Annotated in this window: 9 protein-coding genes and 1 pseudogene; 4 read left to right on the top strand and 6 right to left on the bottom strand. The window is 51.2% G+C overall.

The window, feature by feature from the left end:
* Positions 1-135: 135 nt before the first annotated feature.
* Positions 136-1770 (top strand): IS21 family transposase, encoded by a 1635-nt coding sequence (gene istA, locus ACG98I_RS13660; RefSeq protein ID WP_394719292.1) that lies wholly within the window; start codon positions 136-138, stop codon positions 1768-1770.
* The gene (locus ACG98I_RS13655) at positions 1767-2543 is read left to right on the top strand and encodes an ATP-binding protein (protein ID WP_394719293.1); all 777 of its coding nucleotides are present in this window, start codon (positions 1767-1769) and stop codon (positions 2541-2543) included. The genes istA and ACG98I_RS13655 overlap by 4 nt, the downstream gene beginning before the upstream one ends.
* An 870-nt stretch (positions 2544-3413) precedes the next feature.
* On the opposite strand, the gene ACG98I_RS13650 is transcribed toward ACG98I_RS13655, so the two are convergent.
* From ACG98I_RS13650 to ACG98I_RS13640, 3 genes are all read right to left on the bottom strand, one after another.
* Positions 3414-4757 (bottom strand): IS256 family transposase, encoded by a 1344-nt coding sequence (locus ACG98I_RS13650; RefSeq protein ID WP_394721102.1) that lies wholly within the window; start codon positions 4755-4757, stop codon positions 3414-3416.
* A gap of 892 nt (positions 4758-5649) precedes the next feature.
* A complete protein-coding gene (locus ACG98I_RS13645) occupies positions 5650-6573 on the bottom strand; it encodes a UTP--glucose-1-phosphate uridylyltransferase (RefSeq protein WP_394721101.1) in 924 nt (307 codons plus the stop codon).
* 114 nt (positions 6574-6687) lie between these two features.
* Positions 6688-7617 carry an NAD-dependent epimerase/dehydratase family protein gene (locus tag ACG98I_RS13640; protein ID WP_394721100.1) on the bottom strand — a complete coding sequence of 310 codons (930 nt, stop codon included), beginning with the start codon at positions 7615-7617 and terminating at the stop codon, positions 6688-6690.
* Between the two features lie 363 nt (positions 7618-7980).
* On the opposite strand from ACG98I_RS13640, the gene wecC reads away from it, so the two are divergent.
* On the top strand, positions 7981-9234 hold the full coding sequence (gene wecC, locus ACG98I_RS13635; protein WP_394721099.1) for a UDP-N-acetyl-D-mannosamine dehydrogenase: 1254 nt from the start codon (positions 7981-7983) through the stop codon (positions 9232-9234).
* Positions 9235-10216: 982 nt separating this feature from the next.
* Here the strand turns inward: wecC and ACG98I_RS13630 are convergent.
* Together ACG98I_RS13630 and ACG98I_RS13625 are read right to left on the bottom strand one after the other, a co-directional pair.
* Positions 10217-10489 carry a hypothetical protein gene (locus ACG98I_RS13630; protein WP_394721098.1) on the bottom strand — a complete coding sequence of 91 codons (273 nt, stop codon included), beginning with the start codon at positions 10487-10489 and terminating at the stop codon, positions 10217-10219.
* A gap of 78 nt (positions 10490-10567) precedes the next feature.
* The gene (locus ACG98I_RS13625; protein ID WP_394721097.1) at positions 10568-10870 is read right to left on the bottom strand and encodes a hypothetical protein; all 303 of its coding nucleotides are present in this window, start codon (positions 10868-10870) and stop codon (positions 10568-10570) included.
* 96 nt (positions 10871-10966) lie between these two features.
* On the opposite strand from ACG98I_RS13625, the pseudogene ACG98I_RS13620 reads away from it, so the two are divergent.
* Positions 10967-11685 (top strand): annotated as a pseudogene (locus ACG98I_RS13620) (IS3 family transposase); the annotation flags it as partial.
* A gap of 36 nt (positions 11686-11721) precedes the next feature.
* On the opposite strand, the gene ACG98I_RS13615 reads toward ACG98I_RS13620, so the two are convergent.
* A protein-coding gene (locus tag ACG98I_RS13615; protein WP_394718078.1) for an IS3 family transposase occupies positions 11722-12923 on the bottom strand; the annotation gives its coding sequence in 2 pieces (ribosomal slippage) (positions 11722-12629 and positions 12629-12923; 1203 coding nt in all).
* Positions 12924-12948 lie beyond the last annotated feature (25 nt).

Genomic DNA, 12948 nt, shown 5'->3' with positions numbered 1-12948 from the left:
TGTTGCGCGGGGGTATCTAGTAACACCGTGGTGACTATCGGATAACGCAATGGTGAGTATCGAGTAACGCTTTGGGAGAAGATTCTTCTGACCGCGTGACAACAGGGCACGCGGCATCATCAGAGGAGTCCGATCGTGACTGATTACCGGGCCGTGATGGACCTAGTCTTACAAGGCTGGTCCGTCCGCCAAATCTGCTCGACTGTGCGATGCTCACACACCACAGTCCAAAAAGCCCGCCACACAATAGCGGCACACCAGATCACAACCTGCGAACAACTCGCCGGTATTACCGACGAAGAAATGGCCACATGGTTTGTTGATGGCCGAAGTGCTGCCCAAGGCGACTTCGTACCCATCGACTTCGACGCAGTGACCAAAGCACGCACCGGCCGCAACAAAGTCACCCTCCAAGTCCTGTGGGGCCGCTACACCACCCAACCAGCCCACCCATCCCAGCGTTACTACAGCTACGAGCGCTTCCGCCAGCTTGTTGCTGAACACGTCGATGTCACAGGACTTACAGCACGCATTACCCATGCCCCGGGACACACCATGCAAGTCGACTGGGCCGGCACCGCAATGCGCCTGTTCGACCCAACCCATGCCCGAGGTGCAAAAGTCAGCATTTTCGTAGCATCACTACCGTATTCCGGCATGTTATTTGCCTGTGCTTGCCCGAACCAGCGACAACAAGCGTGGCTGTGGGCACATATCCAAGCATTTGAATACTTCAGCGGGGTTGCTGAAGTCATCGTGCCTGATAATGCTTCGACAGCATCACACGCAATTAGTGCTGCTGACCGCAACCGGCAGGTCAATTCCACCTACGAGGAATTCCTTGAGCACTACAACACTGCCGCGCTGCCTGCTCGTGCTCGGCGTCCAAAGGACAAGGCGAATGTAGAAGCAGCAGTCAAGATCATCACCCAAAAAGTCATCCACACCCTCCACGGGCATCAATGCGTTGGGCTCGATGAACTCAATGCACGCATCCGCAGCCTGGTTGACGGCATCAATGACGCGGTACCGTTTCGCGGTAACAACACCAGCAGAAGGATGCTCTTTGACGAGTTTGAACACGATGTACTCGGCGAACTTCCCACAACACCGTGGCAGCATACCGAATGGAAACGTGCGAAAGTCGCCCCCAACTTCCACATCACCGTCAACACTGCACGTTATTCGGTGCCTTACCAGCTTGTCGGCCGGACTGTCGATGTACGTATCACTGGCAATGAAGTAACCGTCTTTGATGCCGGGCAGCGTGTTGCAACCCACCGGCTTGCCCAAGCCCGTGGGATCTATGTCACCGATGTGGATCATATTCCTGCCAACATGGCTGATACCACAGGATTGTGGACCAGTGAGTACTTCTACCGTGAAGCAGCCAAGATCGGTCCAGCAACCCGGACAGTCATCGAAGAACTCATCAGCGCAAAGGCAATCCCTGTCCAGGCATTTCAGTCGTGCCGAAACGTACTGAATATGGGCAAACACGCCAACAAAGTGATTCTGGAACAAGCCTGTGCACGCCTGATCGCACCTGATGGCACCAGGAGGGCTGTGTCGTATACCGCGGTGAAAAACATGATGGCCGCGGTACGCAAAGACCAATCAACCCGCCCGACAGGCCATGATCTGCCAGCTGCAACACCGCCTGAAACACCACCGGTGGAACACGCACGCGATACCCGCGGTGCATATCTGGGTGGGTCTGCCCAGTTCAGTATGGAAAACCTCACGAAGAAAGGACCTTCGCAGTCATGACACAGCCACAACCAGCGTCAGCATCAGCGCGCTTTCTTGATGAATCGATCCTGCCTGTCTTTACCGATCTCCGGATGACGGCTTTTGGCCGAACCGTGATTGATATTGCAGCAGATCCCATCTTCGACTCATGGAGTTTTTCTGACAAGGTGCTCTACGCACTCGATAAAGAAGTTGCGGCCAAGCGTGAACGACGAGTCAACAAATTACTCAAAGCATCCCGATCGCCAAATCTCGATGCGTGTATCGAAGACATCACCTACACACCCGGCCGCAACCTCAACAAAGAGCAAATCACCAGACTCGCTCACTGCCAATGGTGTCAAAAAGCGCAAAGCATTGTCATCCTCGGCAAATCATCCGTCGGCAAAACCTACCTGGCCCAAGCACTACTTACCGCTGCGTGCAGAAACGACTACTCTGCTCGTTTCTTCCGCACAGACACCCTGGCTAACCAGCTGATGGTGCTGCGCCATGATGACGCAGCACGCATGGAGTTTCTTCAAGATCTCCACCTGGCGGATGTACTCGTGCTTGATGACTTCTTAACAACGCCGATTGATGCTGCCACAGCACACCAGCTGCTCAACATTCTTGCTGAGCGTGAACACCGGGGATCAACCATTGTCACCTCCCAGTTCACGCCCGATGAGTGGTACAAGTCCATCCCGGATGCTGTCATCGCCGAGTCGATACTGAATCGGCTTGTCGTTGGCGCTGAGATCATCACGCTGGAAGGTCCGAACATGCGCCTCGAAGCCAATACGCAGTAGCGGCGCATAGTCAACGCCCGGGTGTTACTCGATACTCACCCGGGCGTTACTGGATACTCACCACGGTGTTACTAAATCCGTGGTCCTAACAGATACAACAAGTAGTCAGCGCAGTTGGTTGTATTTTAGCGGTTTGTTTTCTTGCACTTTTGTTAATTCCAGGGTCGCCGGGAATGTTGGCCACGCCTGCACTAATTGCTCTAATCGTTTGGGTGTTGTTAGGTTTCGTGTATTACGTACTCATGATGCGTCGACTAAGGAACGTTTCCGAATCTGAAACTCAGGACAAACTATTGGCATTGCGATAATCGGTTTTGAAGTGATTCAGATTGAGTAAATTGGAATCGCAATGACAGACTGAGATCGATGCCGATTGTACGTTGTCGAACCGTTTCGTATCTCCGTAGTTGAGTTCGAATTCTAACTACACTGACGCGTCTTTAGGATACTGTCTACTACGCACGAGCCATGATCTCTGAATTAGGAAACTCGAAATGCAGGTTAGGCGAGGGAGAACTACTCCAAGGATTTGGTCTCGGTGGCATCGGTAAGAAGCTCTAGTGAATCCTGACGAGTTGCTGCCGCAAGCGAAAACTCTGCGAATGTCTGGCATACCTCAGTGCGATCATCCACCAAATTTTTCGGCCCATGCAAGGTGTCCACCAAACGGGGGTCAGGTCCATATTCAATTGTTTCTCAGCAACCTACATAACTTACCATCACGCACTCAGATTCCTTCTTGCGATGCGCTTTTTACGTTTAGCTGCTCAGAAGCTTCTAACCTGTAGCTTGTCGAAACAGAACGGAAGCTAGCCATCTACTAGGAGCGTGTCAAGTATTTTGTGTGTGGGGCTTTCGGGGGTTAGTGTTTTATAGGTAGTTGGTAAATCGTTCGGGATAGGCCACGGCCATTTGGTTGATGGCTTGTTTCCAGTTGGTGACCTTTCGTCCCTCGATGAGCCTTCCGCTGGTAGCAGCAGCTTTCTTGCCCTGTTTTGCGCGTTTCGCCGCGCGTTTATCCTCAATATTGCAGATCATCAACCACAGCGTCTTAATCGCGGAATCATCATTGGTAAATTGCACGCGGTTACGGGTGGCTTTGCGCAGCTCGTTATTCATCGACTCAATCGAGTTTTTCGTGTAGATGACCTTCCTGGCCATCGGCGGGAACTGCAGAAACGACACGAAACGCTGCCATGCATCAGACCAGACTTTCACCGACTGTGGATATTTGTGGCCTAGTTCTGAGTCGGCGAATTCATTCAACGCCGCGCGTGCGGTTGCCTCATCAGGGGCGGTATAGACCTTCTTCAACGCCGCAGATACCGCCTTGCGATCGCCGTAGGCCACCGACCGGTTCGCTGCCCGAATTAAATGCACCACACAGGTTTGGACCATCGAATCCGGCCACGTTGCCTCGACTGCTTCCGGTAGGCCCTTCAACCCGTCGCAGCAAACAATGAACACGTCCTGGATTCCACGGGTAGCTAGGTTCGCGCACACATGAGCCCAAAACGAAGCACCTTCTTCTGTCGCCAACCAGATACCCAGGATGTGTTTGATCCCGTCCATATCCACGCCGATAGCCAAATAGGCGGACTTGTTAACTACGCGTCCACCGTCGCGAACTTTCATCCGCAGCGCGTCAAGAAATATCACTGGGTAAAACTCGTCTAATTGGCGGTTTTGCCAGATCATGACCTCATCTAGCACCGCGTCTGTTACCGCGGAAATGGTTTCATGAGAAATATCAACTCTCATGGCGGTGGCCATATGATGCTGGATATCGCGCACTATCATGCCACCGGCATACAAGCTAATGATCATGTCATTGACATCGGTTAACCTGCGTGAGCCTTTCGGCACCATCGTGGGCAAGAACGTGCCCTGCCGATCACGTGGGACAGTAACATCGACCGGGCCGTAGTTCGAATCAACCTTTTTGACATAGGAGCCGTTGCGATAATCATCGCCACCACCAGCCGCTTTGGCCTCACGATCGCCTTTGGAATAACCCAGGTGGACATCCATTTCCGCCTCCAACCCCCGGGTGACCGAAGCTTGCAGCAGTCCCCGGACTAGGTCATTGGCGGCCGTTGCTGTCGATCCGAGTTCGTCAATGAGCTTGGCTATCTTCGGGTTCGCGAGCAGTTTTTGCTCGATCGCTTTAATCTTCGCGGAATCTTCCGGGTCTCGTTTCGCCACAGAATCCATTATGGTTTATCTCCTTCATGTAAGGGAAACCCCTCACACACAAACCATTAGACACTCTCAGTCGTCTGGTCGACATTGAAGACCGAGTTTTATGACCGGAAGAAATGGGCAGCCCGAGATGACCCCGAAATGCTGTGGCTCGCTGGATTGAGATCGTCTACAACCGGCGCCGCAGCCACTCGTCAATTGGAATGATCAGCCCCGTCGACTTCGAATCACGGATTGCTCCCCAACTGGATAAAAAGACAGCCGCTGCTTAACCCCAAAGTAGCTTAACTACGTGTCCACGAATTGCGGGCAACCTCATTACGAGCGCAAACAGTTTATCTCCAAGCACGAATCAGCGTGGGCGAATAGATCGAGGCTTACAATAACCGTCGTCGCATCCACACCAGCACCGATGAAATCCCAAAGAAAGCGATGAACGAGTTTCTGACCCCACCTGAGACAACCGCCGCACAAGCGGCCTAACCAACAAACTAAAGAGTTTCACCGTCAACAAAATTTGACACAGACCAAACACAAGGTGCTCATTTCGGAGAGCACCACTTAAGCAGTCTGTATGCTGCTGCATTCATATTCCTCTGTAGAAGTGCCGACACCTCGCCAGCCGCATCAACCCTACCAACCGATGCGACTGCTACCAGAAGCACCTGAAACCTGCCGGGCCACGGGGAGCAAGTCTCAGTACCGTTGACCCGGAATCGACCAGTAGCACGTCTCCGGAACACCGGTACTAAAACACCGGAGCTAGCATTTTGTACGTTGTGACCACATCGATACGAAATATGGACCAAATTGCACTTCAATCTTTAATGCCAAATGAGAAGCGCTGCCAATTTGGGATTCAACCGACTTAGCGCAAGCCAGAAATTTCGACAGAGCGCATAATTTACAGGCTCTTCTCTGCCTCGTAATCAGCAATAATCTTCTTCAACTGCGTATACAACGCAGGACCATACACATCCGACTTCAAACCAAAATCAACATTAGCCGGAATATAACCACCAGGATTACCCAAATCATGACGAGTACCCGAATGCACCACAACATGCACCGGCTCACCCTCCTGGATCAGCAACTCAATCGCATCCGTCAACTGCAGCTCACCACCCTTACCCGGGGTGATACGACGCAACGCATCAAAAATCTTGCGATCCAGAACGTAACGACCAGTAGCCACCAAATTAGACGGCGCATCAGCCGGATCCGGCTTTTCCACCATCCCGACGACCTTCTTCACCGACTCATCATCGGTGTCCTGAATATCGAAAACACCATAGTTGAAGGTCTGCTCCCGCGGAACTTCCACAGCGAGAAGTACCGAACCGCCGAGCTTGTTACGCACTGCAACCATCTGCTCCATCGCCGTCATCGGCAGCACAATATCATCCGGCAACATCACACCGAAAAACTCTTCACCCTCAGCCAACACTGATTCCGCAAGCCCAACAGCATGACCAAGCCCCAACGGCTTTTCCTGCTCCACCGCAATCGGGTTCAACAAAGAATGCGCACGCTTAACCTTCGCCGACTGAGTTTCTTTACCGCGCGCTTCTAGGGTTTCAACCAAATCAGGGAACGCCTCAAAATGCCGCATGACCTCCTGCTTATTAGGCGCAGTAATAATAGCCAGCCTATCGGCGCCAACAGCAGCAGCTTCCTCAGCAATAAGCTCAATACCCGGGGTATCTACCACCGGCAACAGCTCTTTCGGCACAGTCTTCGTCGCCGGCAAAAACCTAGTTCCCATTCCAGCAGCAGGAACAACAACGGTCCTAACCCACCGTGAAGCAACATCGTGATCAATAGTCATGTATTCAACATACCGTCAAACTATTCCATTGACAGATTTAGCGACACTCCAGGCTGTTCATTTTTCCAGCTGAGGCAACCCCTCGCAAGAGTTTCAGGAATCAATAGGCTACCGCTACTTGAAGTACTCTACTGTCTCAGCGATACCTACTTCTAAAGACACTTTAGGTTGCCAATTGAGAACTCGAGTTGCTAATGACGAATCAAGACTAGACCGCGGCAAATCTCCAAGTCTTGGCGGCTGGTCTTGTGGTGATTGGTCAGTCCCGACGGCTTCTGCTACTGCGGCATGCAATTCAACATCTGATGTTTCGACTCCGGTGCCGATATTGAACCGCATCCCATTACCGTTACTGCCTGCGGCTGCAAGAAAGGCGTTCGCTACATCTTTGACATAGACGTAGTCCCTAGTGTTTGCGCCACCGCCAAACACTGATGTCTGCTCACCATTGAGTAGTCGCTGAGCAAAAATGGCAACGACGCCGGCCTCACCGAACGGATTCTGCCGAGGGCCATACACGTTTGATGGAGCAATGAAGCTTGTCTCCAGTCCATACAGATGCCCAAACGCATTCAAATAGAATTCGCCGGCCAATTTTGAAACTGCGTATGGGGAATGCGGGTCTGCCTGTGCGTCTTCATTCACTGGGAAAGCTTCTGGGACTCCGTAAATGGATCCACCTGATGAAGTATGGACGATTTTCCGAACGCCATTTTTCCTTGCAGCCTCTGCCATTTTGATGATGCTGAGAATATTTGTTTCAGCGTCGAAGAGCGGATCCTGCACCGATTTTCGGACATCAATTTGCGCAGCCAATGAAAAAATAACCTCCGGCTGATATTTCTTGAACAACTCGTCGTAGTCTGCCGTTCGAATATCAGCTTGGACAAATTCAATCGCACCAGAATCAAGAGGCGCCCGAATATTAGTCAATTTTCCGCTGGAGAGGTCGTCTAAGACAACCACTTCATGTCTATTTTCCAACAGAAGGTCAACAAGATGCGAGCCGATGAATCCAGCACCGCCAGTAACAAAGACTTTCATATTAGGAATCGTACATTACTCTTGAAATCAAAATTTGGGTATCCCCGCTTGATCCTGGATGATTCTCATAGTTTATAAACTCGAATTCATCAAGAGAAGCATCCCCTTACTGCGTGACATCGAATTGAGAGGTTCGGAGGTATATAAGCGGAATTGCCTAATTTCTCTTCCGAATAATAATCAATCAGCAAGTCAAAACTGTGCACATTCAGTTCCGAGCAATTTGAGCTTCAACTTTCTCGGGGCTGGATAGTCGAGGGGCAAACCCCGCGGGATAATACCGACTCAAACATATGCCCTAAAGAAGTAGTACAATTCCATTTGTTGTTCCGTCTTATTGCCAATCAATCGAGGATTTTACTAATGACTAACCCAACCGTTGCCTTCGTTGGCCTCGGATACATCGGCCTACCAACTGCAGTAGTCATGGCCAATTCCGGAGTAAACGTCATCGGCGTAGATGTCAATGCGGCAAACGTCGAACGCATCAACCGCGCTGAAGTAACAATCGTTGAGCCAGGCTTGGAAAAAGAACTCAAACAGGCAGTTGAGTCCGGCAATTTCCGCGCTACCACCGAGCAAGTTCATGCAGATGCGTACATCATTGCCGTACCTACTCCATTCACCGAGAACTACGACGTCGACATGAAGTACATCTACTCGGCTGCAGAGGCTATTGCTCCGAAGCTTGAGGGTGACGAGCTCGTTATTCTGGAATCCACATCCCCACCACTGACCACCAAGAAAATGGCAGACAAGATTCTGGAACTGCGTCCAGACTTGGTTGCTGACGGTGCAGAGAACCCAGAAGACAAGCCAGTTGTCTACTTCGCTCACTGCCCCGAGCGAATCCTGCCAGGCAAGGCAATGGAAGAGCTTCGCACCAACGACCGCATTATCGGCGGTCAGACTGAAGAAGCAACCCAGCGTGCAACCGCTATTTACTCCACTTTCTGCAAAGCTGAGCTGCTTCCGACTAACGATGTCACTGCTGAGATGGCAAAGCTGACTGAGAACTCTTTCCGCGATGTCAATATCGCATTCGCAAACGAGCTTTCCCTGATCACCGACAACCTCGGCATCAACGTCTGGGAGCTTATTGCTCTTGCAAACCACCACCCACGTGTGAATATTTTACAGCCAGGCCCCGGCGTTGGAGGCCACTGCATCGCAGTTGACCCTTGGTTCATTGTTTCCTCAGATCCCGAGAACTCCAAGCTGATCCACACTGCACGCAAGGTCAACGACGGCAAGCCACAGTGGGTAATCAAAAAGGTCAACGAAGCTATTCAGCAGACCGGCGCTTCCAAGGTTGCAGTCCTTGGTCTTGCATTCAAGGCTGACATCGACGACCTTCGTGAGTCCCCTGCTCTCAACATCGCAGTTGACATCGCTGAAGAGCTCGAAAACATCCAGTTCCTCGTAGCAGAACCTAACGTTCAGGAACTACCAAAGCGTCTCAAGGGGTTTGTCAATGCTGAGCTCAAGAACTACGAAGAAGCAATCGCAGACGCCGACGTAGTCCTTCTCCTCGTAGACCACAAGGAATTCAAAGAATTCGACACTGCAAAGCTCGAGGGCAAAGCTGTGATAGATACCAAGGGTCTTTGGAACTAGATTACTACCCTTCCTTGAGTGTCTGAGCCTGCAAATCTACTTCCACTTACCGATCAGGAACCCTGAATTTGATTTTGCGGCAGCTACTAAGAGAATTTCGCGTTGTTGGCCGTTGCGTTCTTTATGCTTGGCGGTTCTCGAAATCTTGTCCATGGCATTGACTCGTATTATGCCTTTGAACCATAAAGCCTCCTTTGCCTGCGCTAATGGTCCGCAATGGCTAGGCTATAGGAGGTCATGACGAGGAAACTGCACGGCTCCAGCACTTCAGCAACGACGCCAGTCCGTACTATTCCGAATCCTACGATACACACGGCCTAAGACCGCTATTCGTTTTAATTCACTAAACTTGGAACAGGCGCCGCGGGTACTATCGGCCGTGGCGCCAATAGGTCACATCGGCCGTCGAGCTCAGGGACGCCGTACTGGTTCAACGCAGAACCCGCCCCACCGGGTTTTCACTGAGTCCCCTACGAAACTCTTCGGTTTCAGCAGAATTAAAGACCTCAGCTCAAAGTGCTTCATAATTTTGACTATTGGATATCTAATCGGAATTCTGAATGGATTCCTTCCTAGTGCCGCTACCAAAAATAGGAAGCTCCCCAGTTGTCGGTGTCTGATTTCTCAGTCCAACTCCCGGGGAGCCTTCTATGCCTGTAGCGGTCCCTCTCTGTCATTGACACGAAATTCGACCCACAAATTTCTGTAAGAGGTGCTCCTAGCTACGTCTATGTAAAAGGACCAACTTAACCAACTTGCTCCAGATTGATTCTCACTGCTGATAGTAGCTTCTGGACCTGGTCAAAATTCGCAATTGAATGATTCGGAACTTCAAAGCACGAGGCTTCGAGGTCCTCTGCAAATAGCAATGCACACGCGAGGGTGGGCCGAATGTCCAGTTTATCCTGTTTCAGTGTAAAGGAGTTGTTTGCCACAGCCATTGAGGTGTGAGTCTTAATCGCGCCATTAAAATGGTCAGCTCTCAAAGACATAAACGAACTTTCACAATCGAAAAGTCACTAGACTCATCGACACGTATTGTTTCTGTTCCCAGAGGAAGTGGCTTGGGATAGTACTCAATAGGGGTAATAAACCCCATTGTTGGCTCTAAATACCGCTGGATCGCCTTTGCTGTATTTGGCCCTACTTTATGTGCAAATTCCATCTCTCCGCCGGAGAAACGCCCGAAGAGCAGAGTCAGTGCAACTGCTTCGACCTCCGGATTTATTTTGAACGGCGTCGCTTCGAATGCCACTTCATTCGTTGGGGGACTGCATCGTACTCACCCAACTCAACGTGAATTCCCCATCGCCCATATAAATTGGACTTGACACTAAACCGCATTATGACCTCCAAATACTTGAGCACCGCGAACGAAGGCGCCCTTTTCATTATTTATGAAAGATTCAATCTCGTTTAGGATGTCAGAGCAGCATACCCACCAAAACTCCACGCTTCCAGCAATGTTTACTTGCACCTTTTTCGCACCAAACCCCGGATAAACATCGTTCGTAGCAGGGACATAACCAAACCAGGAATTAGGTTCCGCTACCCCCTTGTCAATCATCCATTCTTCTACGGAAGCCATCCAATTGCTCGCTTCAATTGCCTTCTTCTGAGAATCATCAGAAACCACAGCTTGAAAATCTACACCGCTGGCTACGGACCTGACCCCTGTTTGGTAGACACCTAATATCCCAACAATTTGGGACAGAAAGGTAACCTACCGATCATGGCAATTAAGACCTATTCCGAGGAGTTCAAACGCGACGCTGTCGCCTTGTATGAGAACTCTGATGGAGCCTCACTCCAACAGATCGCTAACGATCTCGGGGTTAATCGAATCACCCTGAAAAATTAGATCAATAAATACGGTGCGCATGCCTCAACCAGCGCCAATGAAACAACAGTCTTGTCAGAAGCTGAACAAATCCGACAGCTAAAGAAGGAAAACGCACTACTGCGTGAAGAACGCGACATTTTGCGTAAAGCAGCTAAATATTTCGTGGAAGAGACAAACTGGTGATCCGCTTCCGGTTTGTTGATGACATGCGAAAAACCTATCCGGTTAAGCGGCTATGTGAGGTGTTGAAAATCAATCGCTCCTCGTATTACAAATGGAAAAAGACTGCCCCGACCAGGAACAACCGCCTAATCAGTGACACAATCCTGGGAGCTAAGATCAAATCCATCTTCGCCAACGAACGCGGCTGCTATGGTGCAAAACGCATCACCGCTGAGCTTAATGACCACCTGAATACGACCACCCCGGTTAACCACAAACAAGTCGCTCGAGTGATGTCTTCGATGAAGCTTTATGGTTTCACGAACAAACGCAAGGTCATCACCACAATCCCAGCCGCAGTACAGCCGGTGTTTCCGGACTTGGTGAAACGTCATTTCAACGCAGTAGCAGCTAATGAAGTCTACGTCGGCGATATTACTTACCTGGGCCCGACCCCCGGGAAGTGGACACGGAGGATTTAATCAAGAAGCAGATCTTAGGATAGCAGGACAGCGCTCCTCAAACACCACAGGAGCCAGATATTTACACCAGGAATGTCGGCGCACCGTGTTGTAACGGGTACACCAGCGGAAAACATCCCGCCGGCAGATCAACTGGTTGGCAAAGGTCTTGGAATCTTGAAGGACTTCCCTCTTCAGGGCCGCGTTGAACGACTCCGCCAAAGCGTTGTCCGCACTGGTCCCAATTGATCCCATCGACTGCCTGATCCCCAACTGGGTGCAGGTGTCCTGGAACGCATTCGATGTGTACACACTGCCGTGGTCCGAGTGGAAAATTGCTTCCTTCATGCTCCCTCGCTGGCCTTTGGCCATCACCAGCGCATCCTGCACCAGTGATGTGCGCATGTGATCGGCGATCGCGAAGCCAACCAGCCGGCGGGAATAGCAATCAATGACCGTAGCCAAGTACATATTCGACCCATCTGCAATCGGCAGATAGGTAATGTCACCGACGTAGACCTGGTTCGGCTTGTCGGCAGTGAATTTACGGCCGACAAGGTCAGGGAACACTGGTTTCTTCTGATCTGACACGGTGGTGGTGACCTTGCGTTTCTTGGTGTAGCCAAACAGTTTGAGTTCACGCATGATCCGCGCAACCCGCTTGTGATTCACGGGCTCATGACCCGGCTGGTCTTTAAGTTCAGCCGTAATCCGCTTGGCCCCGTAGCAACCATTTTCGGCAGTGAATACAGTCTTGACCCGTGCACCGAGGATGGCGTCGGATATGAGTCGTTTCCTCCGGGCTGAGCTGCTGTTTTTCCATTTGTAATAGGAGGACCTGCTGAGTTTCAACACGTCACATAACCGCTTAACCGAATGGTTCTTCTGGGCGTCGTCAACGAACTGGAAGCGGATCACCAGTTCGTCTCTTCCGCGAAATATTTAGCAGCCTTTCGCAGGATATCGCGCTCTTCGCGTAAGCGGCTGACTTCCCGTTCCAGCTGGCGGATCCGCTCAGCCTCGGTCACCGACATCGACGAGGGCGACTCTGCGGTGCGGGTTTTGGTACGCGCACCTGTCCCGTACTTTTTCAACCAGTTATGCAGGGTGGCACGGTTGATTCCGAGGTCCACGGCGATGGTCTTGAGCGAGGCACCTGGGGAGTTCTCGTAGAGCGCAACAGCGTCGCGCTTGAACTCCTCTGTGTAGGTCTTGCGTGGCATGGTGGCAGATTACCTTTCCCAGCAT

This window comes from Corynebacterium sp. L4757 (assembly GCF_043673995.1).
In the GTDB taxonomy this organism is placed as follows: domain Bacteria; phylum Actinomycetota; class Actinomycetes; order Mycobacteriales; family Mycobacteriaceae; genus Corynebacterium.
The sequence above is the reverse complement of the archived record's forward strand: the minus strand, read 5'-3'. Positions and strand labels throughout refer to the sequence as shown.